The sequence below is a fragment of the Franconibacter helveticus LMG 23732 genome, from assembly GCF_000463115.2.
GTDB classification, from domain to species: domain Bacteria; phylum Pseudomonadota; class Gammaproteobacteria; order Enterobacterales; family Enterobacteriaceae; genus Franconibacter; species Franconibacter helveticus.
In genome coordinates this window covers 263,947-290,729 of record NZ_AWFX01000054.1, presented here as the reverse complement: position 1 = coordinate 290,729, position 26,783 = coordinate 263,947, and the positions used below count along the sequence as shown (strand labels likewise).

The 26,783-nt window shown below is 56.2% G+C and carries 23 protein-coding genes; 8 read left to right on the top strand and 15 right to left on the bottom strand.

Annotated features, from left to right (window positions below; translation table 11 throughout):
• Positions 1-10: 10 nt before the first annotated feature.
• The 4 genes from DW56_RS19380 to DW56_RS19365 form a co-directional block, all read right to left on the bottom strand.
• On the bottom strand, positions 11-1,279 hold the full coding sequence (locus DW56_RS19380; RefSeq protein ID WP_051179317.1) for a cytoplasmic protein: 1,269 nt from the start codon (positions 1,277-1,279) through the stop codon (positions 11-13).
• A gap of 10 nt (positions 1,280-1,289) precedes the next feature.
• On the bottom strand, positions 1,290-2,465 hold the full coding sequence (locus tag DW56_RS19375; RefSeq protein ID WP_029697358.1) for an anaerobic sulfatase maturase: 1,176 nt from the start codon (positions 2,463-2,465) through the stop codon (positions 1,290-1,292).
• 110 nt (positions 2,466-2,575) lie between these two features.
• The gene (locus tag DW56_RS19370) at positions 2,576-4,024 is read right to left on the bottom strand and encodes a sulfatase family protein (RefSeq protein ID WP_394372200.1); all 1,449 of its coding nucleotides are present in this window, start codon (positions 4,022-4,024) and stop codon (positions 2,576-2,578) included.
• A 78-nt stretch (positions 4,025-4,102) separates the two neighbouring features.
• Positions 4,103-4,894 carry an outer membrane protein OmpK gene (locus DW56_RS19365; RefSeq protein WP_024554357.1) on the bottom strand — a complete coding sequence of 264 codons (792 nt, stop codon included), beginning with the start codon at positions 4,892-4,894 and terminating at the stop codon, positions 4,103-4,105.
• A gap of 452 nt (positions 4,895-5,346) precedes the next feature.
• Between DW56_RS19365 and DW56_RS19360 the strand changes: the two genes are divergently transcribed.
• The gene (locus DW56_RS19360) at positions 5,347-7,044 is read left to right on the top strand and encodes an aryl-sulfate sulfotransferase (RefSeq protein ID WP_035890310.1); all 1,698 of its coding nucleotides are present in this window, start codon (positions 5,347-5,349) and stop codon (positions 7,042-7,044) included.
• A gap of 120 nt (positions 7,045-7,164) precedes the next feature.
• Here DW56_RS19360 and DW56_RS19355 read toward each other — a convergent pair whose 3' ends face one another.
• Together DW56_RS19355 and wrbA are read right to left on the bottom strand one after the other, a co-directional pair.
• Complete coding sequence (locus DW56_RS19355; RefSeq protein ID WP_024554360.1) at positions 7,165-7,392, bottom strand: YccJ family protein; 228 nt, start codon at positions 7,390-7,392, stop codon at positions 7,165-7,167.
• A 19-nt stretch (positions 7,393-7,411) separates the two neighbouring features.
• Positions 7,412-8,008 (bottom strand): NAD(P)H:quinone oxidoreductase, encoded by a 597-nt coding sequence (gene wrbA / locus DW56_RS19350; protein ID WP_024554361.1) that lies wholly within the window; start codon positions 8,006-8,008, stop codon positions 7,412-7,414.
• A 418-nt stretch (positions 8,009-8,426) separates the two neighbouring features.
• Here wrbA and DW56_RS19345 point away from each other — a divergent pair, with 418 nt between their 5' ends.
• A complete protein-coding gene (locus DW56_RS19345; protein ID WP_049294239.1) occupies positions 8,427-8,609 on the top strand; it encodes a con-10 family general stress protein in 183 nt (60 codons plus the stop codon).
• 98 nt (positions 8,610-8,707) lie between these two features.
• Here the strand turns inward: DW56_RS19345 and rutG are convergent, their stop codons facing one another.
• Genes rutG through rutA form a run of 7 tightly spaced genes read right to left on the bottom strand, consistent with a single transcriptional unit; the run spans position 8,708 to position 14,174 of the window.
• Positions 8,708-10,051, bottom strand: a complete 1,344-nt coding sequence (rutG, locus tag DW56_RS19340; RefSeq protein WP_024554363.1) for a pyrimidine utilization transport protein G — start codon at positions 10,049-10,051, stop codon at positions 8,708-8,710.
• A gap of 27 nt (positions 10,052-10,078) precedes the next feature.
• Positions 10,079-10,573: an NADH-dependent FMN reductase RutF gene (rutF, locus tag DW56_RS19335; RefSeq protein WP_024554364.1), complete on the bottom strand. Its 495-nt coding sequence runs from the start codon at positions 10,571-10,573 to the stop codon at positions 10,079-10,081.
• Between the two features lie 9 nt (positions 10,574-10,582).
• Positions 10,583-11,173: a malonic semialdehyde reductase gene (locus tag DW56_RS19330; RefSeq protein ID WP_029590183.1), complete on the bottom strand. Its 591-nt coding sequence runs from the start codon at positions 11,171-11,173 to the stop codon at positions 10,583-10,585.
• Complete coding sequence (rutD, locus tag DW56_RS19325; RefSeq protein ID WP_024562069.1) at positions 11,170-11,979, bottom strand: pyrimidine utilization protein D; 810 nt, start codon at positions 11,977-11,979, stop codon at positions 11,170-11,172. The genes DW56_RS19330 and rutD overlap by 4 nt, the downstream gene beginning before the upstream one ends.
• 3 nt (positions 11,980-11,982) lie before the next feature.
• Complete coding sequence (rutC, locus tag DW56_RS19320) at positions 11,983-12,375, bottom strand: pyrimidine utilization protein C (protein WP_024554367.1); 393 nt, start codon at positions 12,373-12,375, stop codon at positions 11,983-11,985.
• A gap of 9 nt (positions 12,376-12,384) precedes the next feature.
• On the bottom strand, positions 12,385-13,083 hold the full coding sequence (gene rutB, locus DW56_RS19315; RefSeq protein ID WP_029697355.1) for a pyrimidine utilization protein B: 699 nt from the start codon (positions 13,081-13,083) through the stop codon (positions 12,385-12,387).
• Complete coding sequence (gene rutA, locus DW56_RS19310) at positions 13,083-14,174, bottom strand: pyrimidine utilization protein A (RefSeq protein ID WP_024562068.1); 1,092 nt, start codon at positions 14,172-14,174, stop codon at positions 13,083-13,085. The genes rutB and rutA overlap by 1 nt, the downstream gene beginning before the upstream one ends.
• 274 nt (positions 14,175-14,448) lie before the next feature.
• On the opposite strand from rutA, the gene rutR reads away from it, so the two are divergent.
• Positions 14,449-15,087, top strand: a complete 639-nt coding sequence (gene rutR, locus DW56_RS19305) for an HTH-type transcriptional regulator RutR (RefSeq protein WP_024555346.1) — start codon at positions 14,449-14,451, stop codon at positions 15,085-15,087.
• On the opposite strand, the gene DW56_RS19300 is transcribed toward rutR, so the two are convergent.
• Together DW56_RS19300 and putA are read right to left on the bottom strand one after the other, a co-directional pair.
• Entirely contained in the window at positions 15,084-15,476 is a 393-nt protein-coding gene (locus tag DW56_RS19300; protein WP_024555345.1) for a lysozyme inhibitor LprI family protein, read from the bottom strand. The genes rutR and DW56_RS19300 overlap by 4 nt on opposite strands.
• Positions 15,477-15,532: 56 nt before the next feature.
• Positions 15,533-19,495 carry a trifunctional transcriptional regulator/proline dehydrogenase/L-glutamate gamma-semialdehyde dehydrogenase gene (putA, locus tag DW56_RS19295; RefSeq protein ID WP_024562067.1) on the bottom strand — a complete coding sequence of 1,321 codons (3,963 nt, stop codon included), beginning with the start codon at positions 19,493-19,495 and terminating at the stop codon, positions 15,533-15,535.
• Between the two features lie 418 nt (positions 19,496-19,913).
• Here putA and putP point away from each other — a divergent pair, with 418 nt between their 5' ends.
• The 5 genes from putP (at position 19,914) to phoH (ending at position 26,564) form a co-directional block, all read left to right on the top strand.
• Entirely contained in the window at positions 19,914-21,422 is a 1,509-nt protein-coding gene (putP, locus tag DW56_RS19290) for a sodium/proline symporter PutP (RefSeq protein ID WP_049294232.1), read from the top strand.
• Positions 21,423-21,916: 494 nt separating this feature from the next.
• Entirely contained in the window at positions 21,917-22,753 is an 837-nt protein-coding gene (efeU, locus tag DW56_RS19285) for an iron uptake transporter permease EfeU (protein WP_024554569.1), read from the top strand.
• A 52-nt stretch (positions 22,754-22,805) separates the two neighbouring features.
• Positions 22,806-23,933, top strand: a complete 1,128-nt coding sequence (gene efeO, locus DW56_RS19280) for an iron uptake system protein EfeO (RefSeq protein ID WP_024554570.1) — start codon at positions 22,806-22,808, stop codon at positions 23,931-23,933.
• Between the two features lie 3 nt (positions 23,934-23,936).
• Positions 23,937-25,223 (top strand): iron uptake transporter deferrochelatase/peroxidase subunit, encoded by a 1,287-nt coding sequence (gene efeB / locus DW56_RS19275; RefSeq protein ID WP_024554571.1) that lies wholly within the window; start codon positions 23,937-23,939, stop codon positions 25,221-25,223.
• Between the two features lie 552 nt (positions 25,224-25,775).
• Complete coding sequence (gene phoH, locus DW56_RS19270) at positions 25,776-26,564, top strand: phosphate starvation-inducible protein PhoH (RefSeq protein WP_024554572.1); 789 nt, start codon at positions 25,776-25,778, stop codon at positions 26,562-26,564.
• Positions 26,565-26,783: the final 219 nt, after the last annotated feature.

Below are 26,783 nucleotides of genomic sequence, written 5' to 3'. Positions count from 1 at the left end.
AGCAAAGCGGTCACGAATTATGCGCGCCCTGATTATACTCCGCTGCCAGAAACTCCAGTACGGCACTGACATTGGCGGGCGAAAGGCGAACCAGTTGCGGGTAAAAAGGGTGACGCAGAATAAAATCGATAAACCGTTGCGCAGGCTGCAAAGTGGCCTGGCGTAATTCGCTACTACGCTGCTGCCCCGTCAGGCTACAGACCGCCATCTGATAATCGGGTTGCGAAAAACAGCGCCAGACGTCATTCCATATAAGCCGCGAAGTGATGATTTGCGAGCGAAAGGGTTGTTGCGGCGTCCTGTTTCCCTTTTCATAAACAAAGGCGATATGGCAATGGCCGGTCGCTACTTCTTCACGGTTGGCCATCAGGCAACCTCCATAAATAAAACACTCATGTTCTATATAATGTTGCACATATAAAAACGCGTTTTGCGTCAGCGATTTAACCACTTCAAAATGGCGATATGCCGCCAGCACGGGTTTAACGATAACCCCCGCATCGTTAATTTTTAGGCGCGCAGCACCGTAACGGGTATCAAAAAAAAGCGCCCGTCGTTTCATTACCCGATCTTTGGCGAAAATCCGTGTCAGCGGTTCCCTGGAGACGATGAGCTCCTCATCATTTGCGCTGTAACGATATTCAAAAGAAATGTGTTCAGAACGCGGCGCGTAATTCGTGGTAATGGCGATGACCCTGTCGCTCTTTTTCTCAACGGTAACGATCACATAAAGGCGATTTGGCGAGCCGTTAAAGTTAATGCTAAAGGCAGCGGTGGCGAGGAAGGTTTCCAGGGTAAAAGGCGGCGTAGCAGCGCAGGCTAAGCGTGCGGAAAAGGCCAGTTGCTGGAGATCCCGGCCCGTCATTTTACTGTCGAACCCGCTCAACTCGCGTAGCGGCTGGCCTGCACGAATCGCCCCGGCGAGCGAGGAGAGACGCGCCGGGAGCCGGGCATGTTCGTACCAGGCAAAGGTGCTGCGACAGCTGGCGCAACGCACCCGCTGTTGCCCGCTTTGCGTATAGCCGTGACGAGTTAACCCGTCGCGTTTTCCGCAGTGGGCGCATGCCCAGATAAGCCCCTGGTAGCTGCGGTTAACCTGGAGTTTAAAAGCATTAAGTGCCGCTGCGCTGATCACGGGAAAATGAAAACCGCAGGCCTGACATAAAATGTTTTGTCCGCGTAGCGCATACAAGGGGCTGTTTAACACGCCAAAGTTGGGACAGCCGAACGTTTTACAGGCGTTGACGTCGGTATAGCGAAAGATATCAGCGGCCAGCATTAGGGTTCACTCAGGTAATCAACAATTTCAATTCAGCCGGGGAGCGCCCGTGTTCCCATAAGGATTTGAGCATCAACATATAGGGGGTGATGTAGTGGAAAAAGGCTTTATAGCCAGCGCAAAAGTAGTTTTTATTCTGCTCGCCGCAGGCGGAAGGCAGGATCCGGTGTTTAGGGCAGCCGCCAAAGCAGGCGAAGTTGAACGGGCAATGTTTGCAATCGCTGCTCAGGTTCAGACTTTTAGCGCGCGCGAAAGCCTGGTTTGCAGCGCCATCGCGCATCCGGGCAATGGAGGTGGTATGAATATTTCCAAGCCGGTATTGCGGCCAGACATAGTGATCGCACTGGTAAACGTCGCCGTTCATTTCCAGCGCCAGCGCGCTGCCGCAATGCTCGGCAAAAACACAAATCTGCGCAGGCAAGCCGCACCATGCGGCGAACGCCTGGTCAAAAAGCTGAATGCTTATGTCGCCTATATCCTTGCGTATCCACGAGTAAAAAATGGTTTTCAGAAACACGCCAAATTCTTCGCCGGGCACGGACCAGGGAGCGATAACCGCTTCGCCCTGATAACCGGGCGGCACTAACCCTTCACCGGCGCCTGCGGGGTAGTAGCGCTCAAGTAAAGGGATAAACTGCATATCCCGGCTGCCGAGCGATTTAAGGTAATCGTAAACGCGCAAGGGGTGGCGCACGTTAATGTTGTTTACAACCGTCAGGGTATTAAATTCGATTTCCTGCTTCGCCAGTAAATGAATGGCGTTGACCACGCGGTCGTGCGTTGGTTTTCCCGAACGGGTTTTACGCCAGCCGTCGTGCAGTTCAGCGTCGCCATCGACAGAAATGCCGATAAGAAACTGATGCTTTTTAAAAAAGCGGCACCACTCGTCGTTTATCAGCATGCCGTTCGTCTGAAACGTATTGATTACTCGCTTACCCTGAGCATGCTTTTCCTGTAAGGCCACCGCGCGTTGATAAAAGTCGATGCCAGCAAGCGTCGGCTCGCCGCCTTGCCAGGCGAAGATCACCTCTTCTGTCTCTTGCGCCTTTATATGCTGCTCGATAAAGCACGCGAGGGTGGCGTCATCCATACGCTTTTGCTTACGTTGCGGATACAGCTGCGCTTTTTCCAGATAAAAACAGTAATCGCAACCCAGGTTACAGGCCGCGCCCGCAGGCTTGGCCATTACATGACAGCTTTTCTTTATCACGAGAAATATCCATCGCAGGAAATAACCGGCGCCTTTTCCGCCTCAAGCAGGTAGCGGAGCCGGCGCCACAAATTACGTAATTGATATTAATTCCAGTCTACAGGCTCCGGCTTTTCGCCGCGGGCGCGCATTAACGCATCGTTATCAATGTCATTTTTATAGCGCTCAAAGCTGGCGATAAGCTGTTTTTCAAGCCCGGGCTGTTTGCCAAGCTGGTTGCTCACCTCGCCGGGGTCAGTTTTCAGGTTATAAAGATATTTTGGCTTCGCGTTCCGGTCGAAAATCATTTTCCAGTCGCCTTCGCGAATCGCCCACATATCAGTAGGATCGTCCTGGTATGGCATATCAATTGACCAGATAAGCGGCTTTTGGCGTTTAAGCGTTTTCTCTTCCAGCACCGGCCTGATGGATTCGCCATCTATAGCGCGATCGGCAGGAAGCGAAAAATGCAGCATGTCGGCAAGCGTTGGCAGAATATCGAGTCCGGTGACAGGCGTATCGGAAACCGTACCGGCTTTAATATGATCGCCATATTTAATAATGGCTGGAACACGTATGCCGCCTTCCCAGAGATTATCTTTTCTTCCGCGTAAGCCGTTGGTTTCGCCTGCCATATTAAGCTCATACCATTTCCGCGCTTCGCGTGTTACCGGCCCGTTGTCGCTGGTGAAAAGAATAATGGTGTTTTCTTCTTCCCCCATGGCTTTCACTTTATCGAGGACTTTGCCGACCTGCTCATCGAGGTAGCTGATATTCGCGTAATATTCCCCTGCGCCGCGCCAGGGTTTATCCGTCCAGTCTGCATAAAAAAGATCCTGATGCTGACGTTCATAATCCGTCATGAAATCTTTATACATATCGAGATATTTTTGCGGCGAGGCGAGGGGAGTGTGCACCTCGGTAAAAGCGACATATAAGAAAAACGGCTTATTATCTTTGCGATTATCCAGCCAGTGAATCGCCTCGCTGCTGACCAGTTCGCCACTGATCTGGTTTACTGCGCCGATGGGCTTGCCGTTACGATAAAAGCCATTGGGGTAAACCACCCCATAACGCGGACGCTCTTTGACTTTATCCAGATCGCTGGTAACGAACCCCGCCGCGTTGACCAGCGAATAATCAAAGCCCATATCTTTTGCCTGCGGCTGATCGGTGCGGTTGGCGCCTGCATTCAGGTGAAGCTTGCCCATCATCGCCGTGTCGTAACCCTGTTCTTTCAGGTAACTGGCGATGGTTTTTTCATTGCGGCCCAGCGCCACGTTTTTGCCGCCTGAAGGGATCCAGGAGCGTATGCCGGTACGAAACGGCGTGCGTCCTGTTAACAGGCCGGCGCGGGACGGGGAGCAGAGCGGCGCCGGCGCGTAGTATTCCGTAAAACGCATTCCCTGCTGCGCCAGCTTATCGATGTTTGGGGTTTTGACGACAGGATGCCCGTAAACGCCAAGGTCGCCATAGCCCAGATCGTCCGCCATGATGATAATCACGTTAGGCTGTTTAGTGGTGCCACTGGAAGATGTCGACGGCGCTTGCGCCATCACGCTGGTGGAAAGTAACAGGCTAACCAGGCTTGCCAGCATTCGCTTATGCATAATGATGTCCTTATTAACAAAGAATTAAAACTCATAACCCAGCATGTAGATCAGCTGATCGCCAAAGCCGTCGTACCCCAACTTGTTTTTGAAATAACGCCAGGTGAAGCTGGCCTTAAGATGAGGGTAAAACTTCCACGTCAGCGTCAGGCCGCCGTTAATGCCGTTGACTCCATGCTGCTGTTCCGCATAGGCGTCGTTGCGATCGAATTCAAATTCATGCCAGTCGGATAAAACAAAAGATTGATCCCAGAGCGAGAAGAAATAAGCGGTCGTCCAGCCGGCGACATAACCGTTGCGTCCGCTGGCGCTGCCGATGCCAGGGCGACGTGAGTAATAGTCGGAAGATTGATTATGAAAAGCGAGATAGGGTTTAAAGAACCCCCATTTGCCGCTCCAGCCCAGGTAGCCGAGGCCATACATCATATCCAGATCGTCTCCCCAGGTATTATCAAACTGGCCGTAGACTTTTCCCATCACGCTATAGTCAGAACTGAACAGGCGAATATGTGTTTGCGCGGATAAAACATAGTTCTGTCCAGATACCTCGTGATTAAGGACATTATTTTCATAAAATGAGTAAAATTCGCCTTTATTAAATATGGCGCCAAAGTCGGCGGTTAATTTCCAGACTTCGCCCCGGTGAACATTTTCAAGACCACTGTTCCAGTTTGCATAACCTGCATTAACAGACCCGAAGGCATTTTTAAGCTCAAGATCGACCGCTTGCGTTGTTGTGCTGAATAATAAAAGGGGTACCGAGGCAATAAATGCTAACGCACCGGCGCGCCCGTGCTGCGCAGTAAAAAGAGGCATTTTTAATTTCCTTATTGTTGTGGCTCTGGCCGCGTAAATAGTAAGGAGCCGTTTCGGCGTCGTTTGTGATAATAATCACATGCTAAAAAGTGCGGTTTCCGGCAAATGCGGGAGTGGCAAAAAGTGTGGGTTTTTAGCGTGTATTTGATTGATTTGTGGATGAGCAAAAGCGCAAATAACTTGCTTCAGGGAGTGATGGCGGGCGTTATGCCCCTGCAAGTAAGCTTTATATTGCTACAGAGGAAATATTTTTTTGTGGTGAGAGTAACAGTTTGCTTTAAATAAAATCGTAATATGTTCCCATCATCTTACAGCGACTTTTTATTTCAGGCTAAAAAAAGGAGTGAATTTATTAAATAAATAAAACAACAGGCCGGTTACGCTTTTTTACATATTTGTCGTTATTGCGTTAAATCCGCTACGCAAATAAAAATGTTAATAAGGAGATCATAATGACGCTTCACGCCACCGCTTTGCCGCTTCCTCGGCCGCCCGTTAATCAGGGTATAGATATAACGGATCCGATTGTTACTGAACACAATGAGACCTATTCATCGTTCTTTTCCCAAATCACCCCTGATAATAACCAAAGCAACGCGCTTATTTTTTTAAATCCGTATGAAACCGCGCCGCTGAGCCTGTATATTGGCGTGTGGTCAAACGTCGCGGAAAGCGTGCAAATCACGGTGATTGATCAAAACGAAACCGCGCCTCTGATTGTATTTAAACAGCCAGTTTTACCGGGCGCGAACCTTATACCGGTTGCTGGTCTGCTGGCGGACAAGACCAACCTTGTTACGATGATTTCTTCCGTTGCCACAACCACATGGAATGTGGTCACCTCGCCTTTACCGCACACGGATGCGCAAGAACCTGACGGGCATAATCTCTTCCCGGAAATAACCCTACTGAAACCCACCAGCGACCCCACCAGACTGGCGGACGGGCTCTATTTTATCTCCTGTTTCGATCGCAATAATATTGCGCTTGATTACCAGGGCAATGTCCGCTGGTTTACAACGAAGAACATGCCGTCAAATAATTTATTGCGTATTGCCAACGGTAATTTTTTATCTTCAGCCATTGCCCAGGACAATTATCTGAAGATGTACGAGTTCGATATGATTGGGCGCGTACATACTATGTATGTGCTTGATAACGCCCTTCATCACTCGCTTTATCAACAAACCGATGGCGCACTGGTCGGCGCTTCGGAATATGCGCCAGGTAGTCGTCCGGATGGCGAGAGGAGTATTGAAGATGGCGTATCCATTATCGATCTCACCACTGGCCTTGAGACGCGCTATTACGATATGGCATACGTTCTGGATCCCACGCGTCCAACCCGTCCTTCTAACCCGCCTTCAGCGGACGGCAGCGTAGACTGGCTGCATGTGAATCAATGCTATATCAATGAAACCAATAATATTCTGGTGACTTCCGGCCGTAACCAGAGCGCTATTTTCGGGGTGGATGTCGAAACCTCGGCGCTGCGTTTTATTATGTCCACCCATGAAGCATGGGGCGAAAGCTATCAGCCCTTTTTACTGACGCCGGTAGACAGCGCAGGCGCGCCTTTGTATGACTTCTCCCGGCCTGAAGAGGTGCAAAAAGCGAACCAGGAGTTCTGGAACTGGGGCCAGCATAATGTGCTCGAAATCCCTAACGCTACGCCGGGCATAATTGATATCTCGATTTTTAATAACGGCAATTATCTTTCCAGAGAGGATGCGCAGAGCACCGCCCCCTGGAATAACCAAAGCCGCGTTGGAAATTACCGTATCGATCTCACCCGTATGACTGTGCAAAAGCTCGCCGAGTATTTTTCCGGCCCTGACGGCTACAGCAGCTTATGCGGCGCTAAGCAAATTATGCCAAACGGCAACGTGGTGGTGTGCTTTGGCGGCGCAACCTTCGATGGCACAGGCCTTACGCTCACCTGCGATCCCGGTTACAGCGATGTCGATTACCAGGCCTGGGACGGAACCGCAGAAGGCAAAATGCCCTTGCGCGAACTGAATGCGCAGGGCGAGGTATTACTGGACATCACGGTCGGGTCGGGGCTTGCCAGAAGCAGAAATGACGATCCTTCCATGTATCGCTACAACATCACCTGTTTCCGCGCCTATAAACTGCCGTTGTTCGGATAAAAAAGCCGTTCAGGCAGAAAAAGAAACGGGGCCACAGGGCCCCGTTTCGACAAACGCCGCGCACTGACCTCTTGCTGCACCTGTCGTTATCCTGAGTAGCGAAAACGCAGGGCGCGCAAATCAGACGTTTTTACGCTCGATGGTTTGTTCACCCCAGAAGAGCGAATCGGCATCCGTTTTTTTGAAAGCCCGAATCAACACTTCATCGCTGCCTTCTTCCCAGATTTTCTCGGCCATCTTTTCGTCGTACTCCGCTACCTCAAAAATCGCCTCGGCGATTTCCGGAGAGGTGTTACGCAGACTGGCCCATTCTCCCACGTGGTGGGCTTTCGACTCTTGTGTTGGCATACTTTCCTCCTGTGCTGATTTAGCTTTTCAGTTTGGCGGCGACGCCGGCCACATACTCGCCCTGGTAACGGGCGATAGCCAGCTCTTCCGGGCTTGGCTGACGCGAACCGTCGCCGCCTGCGATGGTGGTGGCGCCGTAAGGCGTGCCGCCGCGCACCGCGGAAATATCAAACAGCTCCTGCGCCCCGTAACCAATAGGCACAATTACCATCCCATGATGTGCAAGCGTAGTCCATGTAGAGGTAATCGTCTGTTCCTGGCCGCCGCCGGTGCCGGTCGAGCTGAACACGCTCGCGACCTTGCCGTAAAGCGCGCCGGAAGCCCACAGCCCGCCGGTCTGGTCGAAAAAAGTGCGCATCTGGCCGGACATATTGCCGAACCGGGTAGGGGTGCCGATGATAATCGCATCGTAGTCAGCCAGCTCCTGCGGCGTGGCGACCGGTGCGTTTTGCGTTTTGCCGCCCGCTTTCGCGAAAACATCCGCAGGCATCGTCTCGGGCACGCGTTTGATAGTGACTTCAACGCCTGCCACTTTTTCTGCGCCTTCCGCTACCGCATGCGCCATGGTTTCAATGTGTCCATACATCGAGTAATAAAGCACCAGTACTTTAACCATCGACCTGACTCCTTAACTTTTAAGGCTTTTTTGACGGGGTTATGCAGACCGTTTTATCGCTGCGCTCCTGTTAAAGATAAGCGCTGCCCGGCAGAGTGCAAAGGGAACGGGGCAATTAGTTGATTTTTAAGAAAATATAACGTTTGTTTTGTTTGTCATATTTGGAAACATGTATGAATAATTACGCTTTGTTAATCATAAGAACGACTTATGGATTGAAGCGGCAAAATTTTTGCCGTCTGGTCAATTTGATGTTGCAGAATATTACCGTTTCACGCCAGGCCATGCTTGCTGCACTAAGCTTCAAATCACGCGGCAACGAAAAAAGGTTCCGACCTGTTGTCGCCAGGTGAAAGGATCCTCTTTTACTGAATGCAGTATGATGTCTAATGATTTCACATGTGTCTGGAGGTCTGAAATGGCAAACCATCGTGGTGGTTCAGGTAATTTCGCAGAAGATCGTGAAAGAGCATCAGAAGCAGGTCGTAAAGGTGGCCAGCATAGCGGCGGGAACTTTAAAAATGACCCGCAGCGCGCATCTGAAGCTGGAAAAAAAGGGGGCAAAAATAGTCATGGCGGGGGCCGCAGCAGCAACAGCTGATGACTGTTAAATAATCAGCCATTATCAGAAGATAGAGCGCTGGTTATTCGCCCAACGCCGCCGGGTTAGCGCCCGGCGGCTGTTTTTTTACAGTCTGGTTATTCCGGTACGGTTCCGGTAACGCCAGGTTTCCCGGCAGCCTCATCCGGTGCGGCTAAAACTAACGGGCGTTTGCTTAATATCGCATTCAGTAAAATCGCGCCAAAGGTCGCGGTGCCAATCCCGCCAAGCGTAAATCCTCCGGCCGTTAACGCGAAATCCCCGGCGCCGAGCACCAGCGTCACCGCAACCATAATCAAATTGCCGTTCTGGCTTAAATCCACGCGATGCTGCACCCAGATGCGCGCGCCCGCGACAGCAATCAACCCGAATACCACAATCGAGGCGCCGCCAATCACCGGGCCGGGGATGGAATGAATAAGCGCGCCAAATTTGGGCGAAAAACCGAGCAGCATAGCGATAACCGAGGCGGCGACAAACACCAGAGTGGAATAGACCTTTGTTACCGCCATCACGCCGATATTCTCAGCGTAGGTTGTCACGCCGCTGCCGCCCACCGAGCCGGAAAGCAGGGTCGCCAGGCCATCGCCGACAAAAGCCCGGCCAATATAAGGGTCCATGTTGCGCCCGGTCATGCCCGCTACTGCCTTAAGATGACCGAGGTTTTCCGCCACGAGGATCACCGCCACTGGCGCGATAAGCATCATTGCCTGGCCGCTAAAGGTGGGGGAAGTGAAATGAGGCAGACCAAACCAGGCGGCCTGAGAGAGCGGCGAGAAATCCACCGGTTTACCAAGCCCCAGCCCGTTCGTCAGCACGGCGTAAAGCGCCCAGGCGACAATCAACCCGATGAGGATCAACAGCCGCTGCACCATCCCCCGCGTAAACACCGCCACCAGGCCAATGCAGAGCACTGTCATCACCGCCATCCAGCTGTCGAAACTGCTGGCGGAAACGCTTTTCACCGCAATGGGCGCAAGGTTTAAGCCAATCGCCATGACCACGGCGCCGGTCACCACCGGCGGCATCAGCCGTTCAATCCAGCGGGTGCCGGATTTCATGACCACAAAGCCAATCAGCGTATAAAGCAATCCGCAGGCGATAACGCCGCCCAGCGCCACGCTGAGATTCGGGTTAAGCCCCTGGCCGCTAAAACCAGTAACGGCAATGACCACGCCGACGAACGCGGCGCTGGACCCGAGGTAACTCGGCACGCGCCCCCCGGTGACGAGAAAAAAGAGCAGCGTGCCGACGCCGGAAAGCAAAATAGCGAGGTTGGGATCAAGCCCCATCAGCAGCGGCATCAGTACGGTGGCGCCGAACATCGCCACCGCATGCTGCACGCCCATAATAACGGTCTGGCCGAGGGGCAGCGTTTCGTCCGGCGCCACTACGTCGCCCGCGGTATGTTTACGCCATTGAGGAAACCAGGTGTGTGACATGTGAATCTCCTGCGCAGAAGAGGGCGGCTAACAGGCGGGCCGCATCAGTGGGTGATAACCCCGGTCAAACCACACCAGGCCGTGGGCGTCGTCGTTACGCGCGATATCCGTCACTTCGCAAAACAGAATATCGTGAGTGCCGACGCTGACGGTCTGGCTTACCCGGCAGTCGAACGAGACAACGGCGCCTTCAAGCCGGGGACAGCCGGAGGCCCCGTAGCGCCACTCAGCAGCGGTAAATCGCTCCGCCATCGGCGTTTTGCCGCCGAAGAGATTGGAGAGTGACTCATGCCCGGCGGCAAGCGTGTTGACGCAAAGCTGGCGGTTTTCGCTGAACACCGGCCACACCGAGGCGGCGCGGTTCAGGCAAACCAGCAGCGTCGGCGGGCTGTCCGTTACGCTGCACACCGCAGAGGCGGTAAAGCCCGCCATTCCCGCCGGCCCGTCGGTAGTGATGATGTTAACGGCGGCGCCGAGGCGGGCCATCGCGTCGCGAAACTGTTGTTGGCTGAGTGCTGACATCGCGTTCTCCTATAAAAGCGCGCAGGCGTCGTCAAAGGCGAGGCGCGGCAGGCGCGGATAAACCCGGCTGCTATCGCCGTAGCCGATATTAACCAGCAGGTTGCTTTGCCAGCCTGTACCTGCAAAAAACGCCGCATCCACCTTTTCGCGGTCGAAACCGGACATCGGCCCGCAGTCCAGCCCGAGCGCCCGGCACGCCATGATCAGGTAAGCCGCCTGCATCGAACTGTTGCGAAACGCCGTCTCTTCGGCAAGCGCCGGGCTTGAGGTAAACCACGAACGGGCGTCGCCGTGCGGGAAAAGCGCAGGCAGCTTGTCGTAAAACCGCGTATCCCAGGCGATGACCGCCGTCACCGGGGCGGTCAGGGTTTTCTCCAGATTGCCGGAAGAAAGGGCGGGCTTAAGCCGCGCTTTGCCCTCCGGGGTACGGATAAACAGGAAGCGTGCTGGCGAACAGTTGGCGGAGGTAGGCGCCATGCGCAGCAGACGGTAAATCTCCCTGATCTGCTCGTCGCTTACCGCCTGCCCCTGCCAGGCGTTATGGGTTCGCGCCTGGGTAAACAGGGTATCCAGCGCAAGAGGGCTTAAAGCTTCGTTCATACGGCTTCCTTAACAGAGGGCGGCGAGGAGAGCGTCGCAGCGAGAAAAGCGAGCGCCAGGGCGTTAAAAGCCTCGCTGGCGGTAACATTGCAGGCGTGCGCCCCCCAGGGCAGTACTTCAAGGCGACTGTCGGGCAAGGCTTCGTGCAGCGCCGCCGAGCAGATCCAGGGCACCAGCAGATCATCCCGGGCGCAGACCAGCAACACGGGTTGCGTCACGGCGCGCGCCGTCTGGCTGAAGTCAGCCGCTTTCAGCGCCGCCAGCCGCCGTTGCAGATTTTGCGCGCCCTGAAAATGCGCGTTGTGCAACGCCTCTTCCGCCTCAAGGCGCGGCTGGTTAGCCGCCATCCAGTCTGCCGGATAAAGAAACAGCGGCTGCGCCTCAAGGTAAGCTGGCGCGCCGCAGGCCTGTAAAAGCCGTTCGCGCACCGCAAAGCAGCGGCGGGTGTGAGGGTTAAGACGCAGCCAGCCATTGATTATCACCAGCGAGGCGATCGCCTGCGGATAATCCAGCGCGAGCTGCATGCCGATATGGCCGCCAAGCGCATGGCCCATCACGCCAAAATGGCTGACGCCATGGGCGAGCAGGGCGTCATAAAGTTCATGCGCCATCTCTGAAAGGCTGTATCCCTGCGCCAGAATATCGGGGTTATTACCGGTGCCGCGCTGGTCGTAAATCATCAGTTGATAATGCGGCTCAAGCGCGGCGCGCTGGGGCAGCCAGTAGCTTCCCGCGCCGCCGAGGCCGGCTATCAGCACCAGCACCGGCGCGCCGGGATAAGGCGCCGGGGTTAGCGTCAGGTTCATGGCTTACTCCCGTTTGCCGGTGTGCGCGACGGTGGCTATTTCTACCAGCGCGTCGGGTTTTACCAGCCCGCACTGAATGCAAAAGCGCGCAGGCTTATCACCCGGGAAAAACTCGGCGTAAACCTCGTTAATCGCGGCGTAGTTTTTCCAGTCGGTAATAAAGATCGAGTTGAACGTCACGTCCTCCATCGTCCCGCCAGCGGTTTCGATAACGCTCCGTATTGTCTCCAGCACATGACGGGTTTGCGCCTTTGGGTCGCCAGGGTAGACCACATTATTTTGTTTATCGAACGGCAGCGTGCCGGAGACGTAGACCACGCCGTCAGCGAGCGTGCCTGGCACGAAAGGGGCGATGGGCGTGGTGGTGCCAGGTGGAATAATGACCTGCTTTGGCATAATGGCTCCTCAGGTGATACGGGCGATACGTGAAGGGGCGAGGGCGTCGCAAAATGTCGCGACATCGCTGACCCAGCCAAAAAACGTTTCAATGTTGAAAAGCGCGGCCTGCTGGGCGAACGGCGGCCCGGCCTGGTGCGTGGCGTCGCTCAGCACCACGCCGAAGTACTCGAGGAAAAAGCCGTCGCGCAGCGTCGATTCCACGCATACGTTGGTCGCGATGCCGGTAAAGACCAGGTGGCGAATGTTGCGGCTGCGCAAAATGCTGTCGAGCGGCGTGTTGAAAAAGCCGCTGTAGCGCGGTTTTGGCAGCACAATGTCGCCTGGCTGCGGCTCAAGCGCCTCGACCAGTTCATAGTCCCAGCCGCCTTTGGCGAGCAGCTTGCCCTGCAACTCCGGGCGGCTGCGCATGGTTTTCAGCGCGTTGGATTTGTGCCAGTTCGGCGAGCCGGGGCCGCCTGCTTCGACATAGTCGCTGTCCCAGCCGTTCTGGAACCAGATAATGGTCATCCCCGCCTCGCGCGCGGCGGCCACGGCAACGTTGATCTTGTCGATAACCGGCCCGGTAGCCGAGACGTCAAACCCGGCCAGGTCCAGATACCCCCCCTGGCTTGCGTAGGCGTTTTGCATATCCACCACAATGAGCGCGCTCTGCGCCGGGGTAAATTCGATGGCTTCCGGGCGCGCTTTCAGCGTCAGACTTTTCATTACGCCACCTCCCTGGTGATTTGCGGAATATGCGCCCGGCACTGCATCAGCGGCTGTATGCGCTCGCCGAAGGTTTCCACGCCGGCCAGAAAATCGTCGAACGTCAACAGTACGCCTTCCGCCCCCGGCACCGTCGCTACCTCATCCAGCAGGCGCGCGACGGTGGCGTAAGACCCCACCAGCGTTCCCATGTTGATGTTGACGGCGGAGGTGGGGTCTGCCATCTGGCGTACGTTGGTGTCGGCGCCGGAGCGGGTATCTTTCTGGCTTTGCTCGGTAAGCCAGGCCAGCGCCTCGTCATCCGCGCCAGCTTTGTAGTGTTCCCATTTGGCGCGCGCCGCCTCGTCGGTTTCATCGGCAATGACCATAAACAGCACATAGGAGCCGACGTCGCGCCCGGTTTTTTCCGCCGCCGCTTTCATGCGCGCCGCCGTAGGCGCAAAAGCGGTGGGGGTGTTAACGCCTTTGCCGAAGCAAAAGTTGTAGTCGGCATGGGCCGCAGAGAAGGCCATGCCCGCATCGCTCTGGCCTGCGCAAATCACCTTCATCGGTTTTTGCGGCTGGGGGCTGACGCGACAGTCGTTCATGGTGAAAAATTCGCCTTTGAAGTCGCTTTTGCCGCTACCCCACAGGTCGCGCAGCACCTGCACATACTCGGTGAGGTAGTCGTAGCGGCGCGAAAAATACGCATCGCCCGGCCACAGGCCCATCTGCTCATATTCCGGTTTCTGCCAGCCAGTAACGAGGTTCACGCCAAAGCGTCCTCCGGAGATAGAATCGATAGTGGCGGCCATGCGCGCCACGATGGCGGGCGGCAGGGTCAGCGTGGCGGCAGTGGCGTAGATCTCAATGCGCGACGTCACCGCCGCAAGCCCCGCCATCAGGGTGAACGATTCCAGGTTGTGATCCCAGAATTCGGTTTTGCCGCCAAAGCCGCGCAGCTTGATCATCGACAGCGCGAAGTCGAAATGGTATTGCTCCGCCTTTTGCACAATCGCCTTGTTTAACTCAAATGTCGGCATGTACTGGGGAGCGTGGGTGGAAATCAGCCAGCCGTTGTTGCCAATGGGAACGAACACACCAATTTTCATCGCGAACCTCGTCACAGTCGGAAAGGGAACTCACGCGGCGCTGCATCCTGCATTCTCCGTTAAGCCTCGCTCGAAAGAGGTAGTGCAAGGGGAATGCCAGTTTTAAAAGGCGTAATGTTATCAATGTGTTGCTTGGTTGTTTAAAATTGGGCCGCAAAAAAGTGGACTGAACGGTCAAAAAAGCTGCACAGAAAACAGGCAACGCTGCGCGATGAGGGTGCAGGGCCAGCGGCGGTTTTGCTATGCTTGAGGCAAAATGCAAAGGAGAGAGCGCATGGCGCAAGGCGCGGTTAAAGAAGTGGGCAGGCGCTCAAAAGCGGTGGCGGCGAAAAAACAGGCGATTCTGGCCGCCGCACTCGATTATTTTTCCCGGTTCGGCATTCATGGCACCAGCCTTGAGCAGGTCGCCGATAAAGCCGATGTCTCCAAGACCAATCTTCTCTATTACTACCCGTCGAAAGAGGCGCTCTACGTGGCGGTGCTGAAGCAGATCCTGGATGTCTGGCTCGCGCCGTTAAAAGCGTTTCGCGCCGACTTACAGCCGCTGGCGGCGATAGGCGAGTATATTCGCCTGAAGCTTGAAGTCTCACGGGATCACCCCCAGGCATCAAAACTCTTCTGCCTTGAGATGTTGCAGGGCGCGCCGCTGCTGATGGCGGAGCTGTCGGGCGATCTGAAAAGCCTGGTGGATGAGAAGTCGGCGATTATTGCGGGCTGGGTGGCGAGCGGCAAAATCGGCCCGGTGGACCCGCATCATCTTATTTTTATGATCTGGGCCAGCACGCAGCACTACGCCGATTTCGCCACGCAGGTAGAGGCGGTAACGGGGAAAACGTTGCAGGATGACGCCTTCTTTCGCCAGACGGTGGAAAACGTGCAGCGGATGGTTATCGAAGGCATTCGCCTGCGTTAAGGGCCCGGCGGCAGGGGGCAGCTTACGTCGCCCTCTTCACACTGGGTTAACGACTCCAGAAAAGCGGCGCGCTCGCGGGTTTTATCTGCCAGACACTGGCTTTCCGTCATCGGCTGCACGCTGCCGCCGTTGGCGCCGGAGCTGACAAACGCGCAGTCGGCGTCGCGCACGCTAAGCCAGGCGTTCTGGGCTTTTTTCAGCAAATCGCGCTGCGCTTCGCTTGCGCGATCCATCACTTTTTTATAAATCGCATTCATGGCGGTATCCGCCTGCTGGTAATCCGCAGCGGCGCAGACGTTAAGATCGGTCTGGGTGGTCGCTTTATCGCAGTTGTCGGCAAGCGCCGGGGCGCTCAGCAGGGCGAGCAGGTAGAGCGGGAGTCGTTTCATGGGTCTCTCCATAAAAAAGGCTCCTGAAACAGGAGCCTTGCAAGCGTAGCCAGGTCTTAGCCGATTGTCATCAGGCTGGCGTTGCCGCCCGCCGCTGCGGTGTTCACGCTAAGCGAACGCTCTATCCACAGCCGCTCCAGCAGCAGGTTGGTTTCGCCGCGCTCAAAGCCCTGGACCGAAACAATCGCCCCTTCGCGAGCCGCCACCTGTTCGCACAGGGTGCGCAACTGGTCTGAATCGCCATGGTAGATAACGGCATCGAAACGCTGGCTCATCAGCTGTTCCGGCTTCGCGAAATCGATCGCCTGCTGCACGGCGGCGGGCAGCTGTTTCGCGAGTTCGCGATGCAGCTTGTCGTCCGGCCACAACGCGCGGCTGCCCGCGCTGGTAACGGCCGCCAGCTGGGTGAGCGCATCCTGTTCGTTATCCGCCACGCACAGCACGCGCTCGCGCGGCAGCAGCGTCCAGGTGTTGCGCTCGCCTGTCGGCCCTGGCAGCACACGCTGCGCGCCAGCCTGCGAAAGCCCGGCATATTTTTCGCAAAGCGCTTTAAACTCCGCGCGTCCCGCCGCCCACTGGGTCAGCGCCTGGTGCGGCTGCGTCAGCGCGTTTTTGAGCTGCGTGTCGACCGGGTAGCGCGCATCCTGACGGTTAAACGTCGCCAGCGCCGCGTTCTCCGGGCGGTTCGCCAGCAGGCGATAAAGATAGAGCGGGCCGCCCGCCTTCGGACCGGTGCCGGAAAGCCCCTCGCCGCCAAACGGCTGTACACCCACTACGGCGCCGACCATATTGCGGTTAACGTAGAGGTTGCCGACTTTCGCCGCGCCGGTCACCTGCGCGATGGTTTCGTCAATGCGGGTATGCACGCCGAGCGTCAGGCCGTAGCCTGCGCGGTTGATTTGCTCGATCAGCCCGTCCAGGTTGTTGCGGCTGTAGCGCACCACGTGAAGCACCGGGCCGAAGATCTCTTTTTTCAGCTCGTCAAAACTTTCCAGTTCGATAAGCGTCGGCATAACGAAGGTGCCGGTTTCCCACTCACGGGCGTCAGCGCTGTTTTCGCGTACCGCCTGGAAGACAGTGCGGCCTTTAGCGCGCATTGCCTGAATATGGCGGTCGATATTGGCTTTCGCCTCCGCGTCGATAACCGGGCCGACATCGGTGGAGAGTCTGCCCGGGTTGCCCATGCGGCACTCCGCCATCGCGCCTTTCAGCATCTTCAGCGTGTGCTCGGCAATATCTTCCTGCAAACAAAGGACGCGCAGGGCGGAGCAGCGCTGGCCTGCGCTGTCGAAGGCGGAGGCGACCACATCCACTACCACCTGCTCGCTCAGGGCGGAGGAGTCGACGATCATCGCGTTCAGGCCGCCGGTTTCCGCAATCAGCGGCGTCGGGCGGCCCTGTGGATCAAGACGGGTGGCGATATTGCGCTGTAAAAGCGTGGCCACTTCCGTCGAGCCGGTAAACATAACGGCGCGCACGCGCTCATCGCCGGTCAGCTTCGCGCCCACGGTTTCGCCGCGGCCTGGCAGCAGTTGCAATACGCCCGCCGGCACGCCCGCTTCCAGCAGAATATTCACGCCCTGTGCGGCGATAAGCGGCGTCTGCTCCGCCGGTTTCGCCAGCACGCTGTTGCCAGCGGCAAGGGCGGCGGCAATCTGGCCGGTAAAAATAGCGAGCGGGAAGTTCCACGGGCTGATACACACCACCGGGCCGAGCGGGCGATGCGTTTCGTTGTCGAAGTCGTCGCGCACCTGGCCTGCGTAGTAATAAAGGAAATCCACCGCTTCGCGCACTTCGGCAATGGCGTTGCTGAAGGTTTTACCCGCTTCGCGCACCAGGATGCCGATAAGCGTCTGCATCTGGTCTTCCATCAGCACCGCGGCGCGCTCAAGAATGGCGGCGCGCTCCTGCGGCGGCGTGGCGAACCAGATCGGCGCATTGTTGACCGCGTTTTCCAGCGCCTGCGACACTTCCGCTTCGGTGGCTTCACGCACATAGCCGACAATATCTTTCGGCTCTGCCGGGTTAAGGACCGGCGTCAGTTCGCCCGCTTCGACAGGCGCTTCCAGCACCGGCAACGCCTGCCATTTCTGCGCGGCGCTGTTGAGCAGAGCGGAAGAGAGCGAGGCGAGCCGGTGTTCGTTTGAAAGATCGATGCCCGTTGAGTTCATGCGGCCTTCGCCGTAGAGATCGTGCGGCAACGGGATCTTCGGATGCGGCAGGCCCGCTTTGCCTTCCTGCGCCGCCATTTTTTCTACCGCCAGCACCGGGTCGGCGACCAGTTCATCCAGCGGCAGCGTGGTGTCGGCGATACGGTTGACGAAGGAGGTATTGGCGCCGTTTTCCAGCAGGCGGCGCACCAGGTAAGCCAGCAGCGTTTCATGCGTGCCTACCGGGGCGTAGATGCGGCAGGGGCGGTTGAGTTTGCCGTCCGCCACTTTTCCCACAACCTGCTCATAAAGCGGTTCGCCCATGCCGTGCAGGCACTGGAACTCATACTGGCCCGGGTAGTAGTTCTGGCCCGCCAGGTTATAAATCGCCGCCAGCGTATGGGCGTTGTGGGTGGCGAACTGCGGGTAAATCAGGTTCGGCACCGCCAGCAGTTTTTTCGCGCAGGCCAGGTAGGAGATATCGGTGTAAACCTTGCGGGTGTACACCGGGTAGCCTTCAAGCCCTTCCATTTGCGCGCGCTTGATTTCGCTGTCCCAGTAAGCGCCTTTCACCAGGCGGATCATCAGGCGACGGCGGCTGCGGGTCGCCAGATCGATTAAATAATCAATCACGAACGGGCAGCGCTTCTGGTAAGCCTGGATAACAAAGCCGATGCCGTTCCAGCCCGCCAGCTCCGGCTCGAAGCAGAGCTTTTCCAGCAGATCGAGGGAGATTTCCAGACGGTCCGCCTCTTCGGCGTCGATGTTAATGCCGATATCATACTGGCGCGCCAGCAGCGTCAGGGATTTCAGGCGCGGATAAAGCTCTTCCATTACGCGGTCATACTGCGCGCGGCTATAGCGCGGGTGCAGCGCCGACAGCTTAATAGAGATACCCGGGCCTTCATAAATGCCGCGGCCGTTGGAGGCTTTGCCGATAGCGTGGATCGCCTGCTGGTAAGAAACCATATACGCCTGCGCGTCGGCGGCGGTCAGCGCCGCTTCGCCAAGCATATCGTAAGAGTAGCGAAAGCCTTTTTCTTCCAGCTTGCGGGCGTTAGCCAGCGCTTCGGCGATGGTTTCGCCCGTCACGAACTGCTCGCCCATCAGCCGCATCGCCATATCCACGCCTTTGCGGATCAGCGGCTCGCCGCTCTTGCCGATAATACGGTTGAGCGAGCGTGACAGGCTGGCTTCGTTATGGGTCGAGACCAGACGGCCGGTAAACAGCAGGCCCCAGGTCGCGGCGTTCACAAACAGGGAAGGGCTGCGCCCGATATGCGACTGCCAGTTACCGTTGCTGATTTTGTCGCGGATCAGCGCGTCGCGGGTCGCTTTATCAGGAATGCGCAGCAGCGCTTCGGCAAGGCACATCAGCGCCACCCCTTCCTGGGAAGAGAGCGAGAACTCCTGCAACAGGCTCTGAACCATGCCGGCGCGGCCGGAGGCGGTTTTCTGGTTGCGCAGTTTTTCAGCGAGCTTATAGGCGAGCTGGTGGGTTTGCTCCGCTACCGGCGCAGGCAGACGCGCCTGCTCAAGCAGCATCGGCACGGCGTCGGTTTCGGCGCGGCGGTAAGCGGCGGTAATGGCGGCGCGGTTAACGGACTGCGGCAGGATCTGCTCGGCGAACTCCAGGAAAGGCTGATGCGCCTCTTCTGGCTGTACGCCCGCCTCTTCGCTCTCATTGGCTGCGCCCGCCAGCAGGGCAGGCAGCTCAGGCAGCGTATCCTCGCTTTCCAGCCTTTCAAGGTAGTTGAAAATAGCCTGCTTGATGAGCCAGTGCGGCGTGCGGTCTATTTTAGTTGCGGCGGCTTTGATGCGCTCACGGGTGGCATCGTCAAGCTTCACACCCATGGTAGTGGTGCCCATGCCTTAACTCCTGTTTTCTTCGCTTTTTTGTCTGCGGTTAACGTTATTCGGCACTATCCATCATGTTGCAACTTTGTGCAACCATGTTAAATGTGACCTCGCCAGCAAGCTCAAAAATGAATGAAATGTTAAATATGAAATTGCTATGACCATACAGGCGAAACGGCGATATAAGCTGATATTCCGGGCCTGGTTAACACTTTTAAAAGGTGCAACCGTAAAAAGCGTGAGCAAGTGCAACCTCCTGCAAACGGGCATTTTTAGCGAAGATGTAATTGTTGTAAATGGTGTGTTAAATCGATTGTGAATGAAAAACGCTTCCGGCAGGATACTGCCGCGAAACGAAAACGACGATAACAACACCGCTGCGTTCCGGCGGTGACAAGCCGAAAATGGCCTGATTAGACGGAGAAGTGAAATGACAGCGAGTACACCGATGGTGGTGACTTTCCTTATTTATATCTTTGGGATGATATTGATAGGGTTTATTGCGTGGCGTTCGACTAAAAACTTTGACGATTACATCCTTGGCGGTCGCAGCCTCGGCAGCGTGGTAACGGCATTATCAGCAGGCGCGTCGGATATGTCCGGCTGGCTGCTGATGGGGTTGCCGGGCGCTATTTTCCTCTCCGGGATCTCTGAAAGCTGGATAGCCATCGGGCTTACGCTCGGCGCCTGGATCAACTGGAAGCTGGTGGCAGGCCGCCTGCGCGTTCACACCGAGGCGAACAATAACGCCCTGACGTTACCGGATTATTTTACCGGTCGCTTTGAGGATAAAAGCCGCATACTGCGCATTATCTCCGCCCTGGTTATTCTGCTGTTCTTCACCATTTACTGCGCCTCCGGCATCGTGGCGGGCGCGCGCCTGTTTGAAAGCACTTTTGGCATGAGCTACGAAACCGCACTGTGGGCCGGCGCGGCGGCAACCATCCTTTATACCTTTATCGGCGGCTTCCTTGCGGTGAGCTGGACCGATACGGTGCAGGCGAGCCTGATGATTTTCGCGCTGATCCTGACGCCGGTGTTCGTTATTCTCGCTGTCGGCGGCCTGGACGACTCGCTGATGGTGATCAAGCAAAAGAGCATTGAAAACGTCGATATGCTGAAAGGGCTAAACTTTGTGGCGATCGTTTCCCTGATGGGCTGGGGGCTCGGTTATTTCGGCCAGCCGCATATCCTGGCGCGTTTTATGGCCGCGGATTCCCACCACACCATCGTTAAAGCTCGCCGCATCAGCATGGCCTGGATGATCCTCTGCCTGGCGGGCGCGGTAGCGGTAGGGTTCTTCGGCATCGCTTACTTCAACAACCACCCGGACCAGGCGACGGCGGTGAACCAGAACGGCGAGCGCGTCTTTATCGAACTGGCGCAAATCCTGTTCAACCCATGGATTGCTGGCATTTTACTTTCTGCGATCCTCGCGGCGGTGATGTCCACGTTGAGCTGTCAGCTGCTGGTCTGCTCCAGCGCCATTACCGAAGACCTCTACAAAGCGTTCCTGCGTAAAAACGCCACCCAGAAAGAGCTGGTATGGGTGGGGCGTTTGATGGTGCTGGTGGTGGCGCTTATCGCCATCGCGCTGGCGGCGAACCCGGAAAACCGCGTGCTCGGCCTGGTGAGCTACGCCTGGGCGGGCTTCGGCGCAGCCTTCGGGCCGGTGATCCTCTTCTCCGTAATGTGGTCGCGCATGACCCGCAACGGCGCGCTGGCCGGTATGGTGATTGGCGCGTTAACGGTTATCGTCTGGAAACAGTTCGGCTGGCTGGGCCTGTATGAAATCATTCCGGGCTTCCTCTTTGCGAGCCTTGGCATTGTTATCTTCAGCCTGCTGGATAAAGCGCCTTCTGCTTCAATGCAGGCGCGCTTTGAGAAAGCGGATGCGGAGTATCACACCGCGCCGCCCTCGAAATTACAGGCTGATTAACCCGTCTGACAAACCCGCCGCAAGGCGGGTTTTTTCTTGCTCATCAATACAATGGCCTCTGGCAGCGCTTGCCGGCCAGCGGGAAGGGTATTTATCCGCCCGCTATACCGACAATAAACAGGAAACGCGCTGGCGGGCATGAAACAGGATAGTCACAGGCTCGCAGGCGTTTGAAAAAGTAGTTAGCCGCAGAAAAAAGCCGGTAAACAGCGCGCTAGCATAATTTCCCGCATCCTTTTCTGGCGAATGGAATAAGCATTAGCGGTTTTTTTAAAGGCGCGGCTGAGCGTAACGGGCCCCGGGAAAAATGGTTTTTTTCCATTGCCCGACACTGTAATTCAGTTGAGTGATTAATCCACTTCGCAACTTTCACACTTCGTCATACTTCCTCGTACATTTTGCTTGTGTTTCTTTGATTGGTAATGATAATCACTTGCACTCATATTTACGTTTCTTTGCAACAGTTGACCTGATTTCACATTAAGGGTGGCGGGATGTTTGTTCCATTTCTCATTATGCTGCGCGAAGGGCTGGAAGCCGCGCTTATTGTCAGTCTTATCGCCAGCTACCTGAAGCGCACGCAGCGCGGGCAGTGGCTGGGAGCGATGTGGACGGGCGTGATTCTTGCCGCCGCGCTCTGTCTGGGCTTAGGCATTTTCATTAATGAAACCACCGGCGAATTTCCGCAAAAAGAGCAGGAGCTGTTTGAGGGGATCGTGGCGGTTATCGCCGTGGTCATACTCACCTGGATGGTGTTCTGGATGCGCAAAGTGGCCCGCAATGTGAAAGGAGAGCTGGAGCAGGCGGTCGACAACGCGCTTAAACGCGGCGGCAGCCAGAGCTGGGCGCTGATTCTGATGGTCTTTTTTGCGGTAGCGCGTGAAGGGCTGGAGTCGGTTTTCTTTCTGCTGGCGGCTTTTGGCCAGGACGTGGGCGTCTGGCCGCCCCTTGGCGCTGTGCTCGGGCTGGCGACGGCGGTGGTTATGGGTTTTCTGCTCTACTGGGGCGGTATTCGCCTTCACCTCGGCACTTTTTTCAAATGGACCAGCCTCTTTATTTTGCTGGTGGCGGCGGGGCTTGCCGCCGGCGCCATCCGCGCCTTTCACGAAGCTGGCCTGTGGAACCATTTCCAGCAGGTGGCTTTTGACCTGAGCCATGTTCTCACCACCCATTCACTGACGGGCACCCTGCTGGAATCCATTTTTGGTTATCAGGAAGCGCCGACCGTCAGCGAAGTGGCGGTCTGGCTGATTTATCTTCTTCCGGCGCTGGCGCTGTATGCGCTACCCGCTCGCGCCGCGCCGCAGCCTTCCGGCAGCGCAAACGGATAACAACAGGGCGAAGCGCCTTATTAGTTACAACATACTTTTAGAGGGAATGGTCATGATGAAAAACGGTCGACGCAGCGCGCTGCAACTAACCACGCTTGCGCTTTTAGCTTCCGCCTTTGCCGCCAGCGCGGCGGACGTGCCGCAGGTTAAAGTCACGGTGAACGATAAGCAGTGCGAACCGATGACGCTTACCGTCAACGCCGGTAAAACCCAGTTCATTATTCTCAACCACAGCCAGAAGGCGCTGGAGTGGGAAATTTTAAAAGGGGTCATGGTGGTGGAGGAGCGTGAGAATATCGCGCCGGGCTTCAGCCAGAAGATGACCGCCAACCTGGAAGCGGGCGAATATGATATGACCTGCGGCCTGCTGAGCAACCCGAAAGGCAAGCTTATCGTGAAAGCGGCAGGCGACGCGCCAACCGCGGCAAAGGGCGATTTACTCTCGCTTGAAGGCGCCATTACGCAATATAAGGCCTACGTGACCGCTGAAACCGCCGCGCTGGTGGCAGGCGTCAAAGCGTTTACCGACGCGGTGAAAGCAGGCGACATTGAAAAAGCGAAAGCCCTTTATGCCCCGACGCGCCAGCACTACGAGCGCATCGAGCCGGTTGCTGAACTCTTCTCTGATCTCGACGGCAGTATTGACGCCCGTGAAGATGACTACGAGCAAAAAGCGGCCGACCCGAAATTCACCGGTTTCCACCGGCTGGAAAAAGCGCTGTTTGGCGACAACAGCGTAAAAGGCATGGATAACTATGCCGACCAGCTTTACCGCGACGTGCAGGATTTGCAAAAGCGCATCAGCGAACTGGCTTTCCCGCCAGGGAAAGTGGTGGGCGGCGCGGCCGGGTTGATTGAAGAAGTGGCGGCCAGCAAAATCAGCGGCGAAGAGGACCGCTACAGCCACACCGACCTGTGGGATTTCCAGGCGAACGTGGAAGGTTCGCAGAAAATTGTCGACCTCCTGCGTCCGCAGTTGCAGAAAGACAACGCTGAGCTGCTCGGTAAAGTGGACGCCAACTTTAAAAAGGTGAACACCATTCTTGCCAAATACCGTACCAAAGAAGGGTTCGAAACCTACGATAAGCTGACCGACGCCGACCGTAACGCGCTGAAAGGACCGGTCACGGCGCTTGCTGAAGATCTCTCTTTACTGCGCGGCGTGCTCGGCCTGGACTAAAGCATGAACGACGCATTAAAGCATCAGGACGCGCCGGAGCCGGCGCGTCGACGGCTATTAAAAGGGTTGGGAGCGCTTGGCGGGGCGCTCGCCGTAACGGGCGGCTGCCCTGTTGCGCACGGGGCTAAGCCTTCCGCGCCGCCGGGTACGCTCTCTCCCGATGCCCGTCAGGAGAAACAGCCTTTTTACGGCCCGCATCAGGCAGGCATCGTTACGCCGCAGCAGGCCTCGATGATGCTGGTCGCCTTCGACGTGTTGGCTTCGGACAAAGCGGATCTGGAACGGCTGTTTCGCCTGCTGACGGCGCGTATTGCCTTCTTAACCGAAGGCGGGCCTGCGCCGCAAACGCCTGACCCGCGCATGCCGCCGATGGATTCCGGTATTCTTGGCAAGGTTATCGCGCCAGACAACCTCACCATTACCGTTTCGCTTGGCCGCGCATTGTTCGACGACCGCTTCGGCCTGGCGGCGCAGATGCCGAAAAAACTGCAAAAAATGGAGCGATTTCCTAACGATTCGCTTGATGCGGCGCTCTGTCATGGCGACCTGCTGCTGCAAATTTGCGCCAACACGCAGGACACGGTCATCCACGCGCTGCGTGACATTATCAAGCACACGCCGGATCTGCTGAGCGTGCGCTGGAAGCGGGAAGGGTTTATCTCTGACCATGCAGCGCGCAGCCGCGGTAAAGAGACGCCGATTAACCTGCTCGGTTTCAAAGATGGCACCGCTAACCCGGATACGCAGAACGCAACCTTAATGGACAGCATTTTGTGGGTCACGCCGGAGCAGGGCGAACCGGCCTGGACAGTGGGCGGCAGCTATCAGGCGGTGCGCATTATTCAGTTTCATGTTGAATTCTGGGACCGCACGCCGCTTAAAGAGCAGCAAACCATTTTTGGTCGTGAAAAGCACAGCGGCGCGCCGCTTGGCATGGCGCATGAACATGACGTGCCGGATTACGCAAGCGACCCGGAGGGCGAGGTTATCGCGCTCGACAGCCACATCCGTCTGGCCAACCCGCGCACGGCGGAAACCCAGTCCAGCCTGATGCTACGACGGGGCTACAGCTATTCGCTTGGCGTAACGGCTTCCGGGCAGCTTGATATGGGGCTGCTGTTCGTCTGTTATCAGCATGACCTGGAAAAAGGATTTTTAAGCGTCCAGAAGCGTTTAAACGGCGAAGCGCTGGAAGAGTATGTAAAGCCCATCGGCGGCGGTTATTTCTTTGTTCTTCCGGGGGTTGCCGATAAAAACCACTATCTTGCCGAAGGGCTGCTGCAAGCCTGACCTGTATCCCCGTTTTAACCTGCGGGGATATTTCCTCACACGTTCCGTAGCATTTGCTAACATTTTACTGACGCGACCAGACAACGGATTTCGCTCCCGGCAGGTTATTGATACTTTTCTGTAATATTTCTGTGTCATAAAAAATGCATCGTCAGAAATCGCTTAAAAGTTAAAAATAAGTAAACCTAATGTTGCATTTATGAAAATTTTTGATGTACTTAGAACAGATGCGGTAGTTCCCAATCGTGAGCAGCACTTTCACTATGGAGATCGCGAATGGTAGTGTCCCGTGATGGACTAAAAAGCAAAACCCCCCGCAAGATCCGGCGCGGAGACTCTACCTCCGGCACAGTTTTCGTCACTTCTTCATCCAGACAAGCCACTTCCTCTTCAGATTTCACCGATGCAGTAAGCGGTGCGCGTAGCCGTACTACTGCGTCTATTTCCGGCAATCATGGCTTACAAGGAAGCCAAACCTACTACGTTCGTGCGCATAATCGCGTCGGCAGTGAAGACGCGGGCAATGTAAACCTACTTAACAAGGTGCCATCCATGGGAAGACAGAAAGCAGTGATCAAAGCTCGTCGTGAAGCAAAGCGTGTGTTAAGACGGGATTCGCGCAGCCATAAACAGCGCGAAGAGGAATCGGTCACTTCGCTTGTGCAGATGAGTGGCGTTGAAGCTATTGGTATGGCAAGGGACAGTCGCGATACATCGCCAATAGCCGCGCGCAATGAGGCTCAGGCGCAGTATCTTGAGGCAATTGAGAGTAAACAGCTGATATTCGCCACCGGCGAAGCCGGGTGCGGCAAAACGTTTATCAGCGCGGCAAAAGCGGCTGAAGCTTTGATCCACAAGGATGTCGACAGGATTATCGTCACGCGTCCGGTATTGCAGGCCGATGAGGATCTCGGCTTCCTTCCCGGCGATATTTCTGAGAAGTTCGCGCCTTATTTCCGTCCGGTCTACGATGTGCTGGTGCGCCGCCTGGGCGCCTCGTTCATGCAGTACTGCCTGAGACCGGAAATAGGCAAAGTAGAAATTGCGCCGTTCGCCTATATGCGCGGACGTACATTTGAAAACGCGGTAGTGATTCTGGACGAGGCTCAGAATGTTACCGCTGCGCAGATGAAGATGTTTTTAACCCGCCTCGGGGAGAACGTGACCGTTATCGTCAATGGCGATATCACCCAGTGCGATTTGCCTGCCGGCGTCCAGTCCGGCCTGAGCGATGCGCTGGCGCGTTTCAAAGAGGACGACATGATCGGCGTGGTGCGCTTCACCAAAGACGATTGTGTCCGCTCCGCGCTCTGCCAGCGTACGCTTAACGCCTACGATTAAAGTTGCTGGTGAAAATTGACAACGAAGGCCCAACCTGGTTGGGCCTTTTTTGTTTTTGCGGCCGATAAGCGTTGGGCTGTAAGGGGATTCGCTGGCGGGCGGTCCTGCTGTCCAGGCGGTAAACCGCCTGTCGAACCCCGGTCGGGGCTTCTCATCCCCCCCGGGTCGGCGCGGTATAAAAGCAAAGAAGCCTGAGCGTTAGCTCAGGCTTCTTCTTTG

Excerpts from the sequence above, each read along its gene's own strand:
- DW56_RS19330 (WP_029590183.1), bottom strand. The coding sequence starts at position 11,173 with ATGAACGAAGCTTTAAGCCCTCTTGCGCTGGATACCCTGTTTACCCAG.
- DW56_RS19345 (WP_049294239.1), top strand. The coding sequence starts at position 8,427 with ATGGCAAACCATCGTGGTGGTTCAGGTAATTTCGCAGAAGATCGTGAA.
- phoH (WP_024554572.1), top strand. The coding sequence starts at position 25,776 with ATGGGAAGACAGAAAGCAGTGATCAAAGCTCGTCGTGAAGCAAAGCGT.
- rutC (WP_024554367.1), bottom strand. The coding sequence starts at position 12,375 with ATGCCAAAGCAGGTCATTATTCCACCTGGCACCACCACGCCCATCGCC.
- wrbA (WP_024554361.1), bottom strand. The coding sequence starts at position 8,008 with ATGGTTAAAGTACTGGTGCTTTATTACTCGATGTATGGACACATTGAA.
- DW56_RS19370 (WP_394372200.1), bottom strand. The coding sequence starts at position 4,024 with ATGGCGCAAGCGCCGTCGACATCTTCCAGTGGCACCACTAAACAGCCT.
- DW56_RS19360 (WP_035890310.1), top strand. The coding sequence starts at position 5,347 with ATGACGCTTCACGCCACCGCTTTGCCGCTTCCTCGGCCGCCCGTTAAT.
- rutB (WP_029697355.1), bottom strand. The coding sequence starts at position 13,083 with ATGAAAAGTCTGACGCTGAAAGCGCGCCCGGAAGCCATCGAATTTACC.
- putA (WP_024562067.1), bottom strand. The coding sequence starts at position 19,495 with ATGGGCACCACTACCATGGGTGTGAAGCTTGACGATGCCACCCGTGAG.
- rutR (WP_024555346.1), top strand. The coding sequence starts at position 14,449 with ATGGCGCAAGGCGCGGTTAAAGAAGTGGGCAGGCGCTCAAAAGCGGTG.
- DW56_RS19375 (WP_029697358.1), bottom strand. The coding sequence starts at position 2,465 with ATGGCCAAGCCTGCGGGCGCGGCCTGTAACCTGGGTTGCGATTACTGT.
- rutF (WP_024554364.1), bottom strand. The coding sequence starts at position 10,573 with ATGTCAGCACTCAGCCAACAACAGTTTCGCGACGCGATGGCCCGCCTC.
- efeU (WP_024554569.1), top strand. The coding sequence starts at position 21,917 with ATGTTTGTTCCATTTCTCATTATGCTGCGCGAAGGGCTGGAAGCCGCG.
- DW56_RS19300 (WP_024555345.1), bottom strand. The coding sequence starts at position 15,476 with ATGAAACGACTCCCGCTCTACCTGCTCGCCCTGCTGAGCGCCCCGGCG.
- rutD (WP_024562069.1), bottom strand. The coding sequence starts at position 11,979 with ATGAACCTGACGCTAACCCCGGCGCCTTATCCCGGCGCGCCGGTGCTG.
- DW56_RS19355 (WP_024554360.1), bottom strand. The coding sequence starts at position 7,392 with ATGCCAACACAAGAGTCGAAAGCCCACCACGTGGGAGAATGGGCCAGT.
- rutG (WP_024554363.1), bottom strand. The coding sequence starts at position 10,051 with ATGTCACACACCTGGTTTCCTCAATGGCGTAAACATACCGCGGGCGAC.
- efeO (WP_024554570.1), top strand. The coding sequence starts at position 22,806 with ATGATGAAAAACGGTCGACGCAGCGCGCTGCAACTAACCACGCTTGCG.
- efeB (WP_024554571.1), top strand. The coding sequence starts at position 23,937 with ATGAACGACGCATTAAAGCATCAGGACGCGCCGGAGCCGGCGCGTCGA.
- putP (WP_049294232.1), top strand. The coding sequence starts at position 19,914 with ATGACAGCGAGTACACCGATGGTGGTGACTTTCCTTATTTATATCTTT.
- DW56_RS19380 (WP_051179317.1), bottom strand. The coding sequence starts at position 1,279 with ATGCTGGCCGCTGATATCTTTCGCTATACCGACGTCAACGCCTGTAAA.
- DW56_RS19365 (WP_024554357.1), bottom strand. The coding sequence starts at position 4,894 with ATGCCTCTTTTTACTGCGCAGCACGGGCGCGCCGGTGCGTTAGCATTT.
- rutA (WP_024562068.1), bottom strand. The coding sequence starts at position 14,174 with ATGAAAATTGGTGTGTTCGTTCCCATTGGCAACAACGGCTGGCTGATT.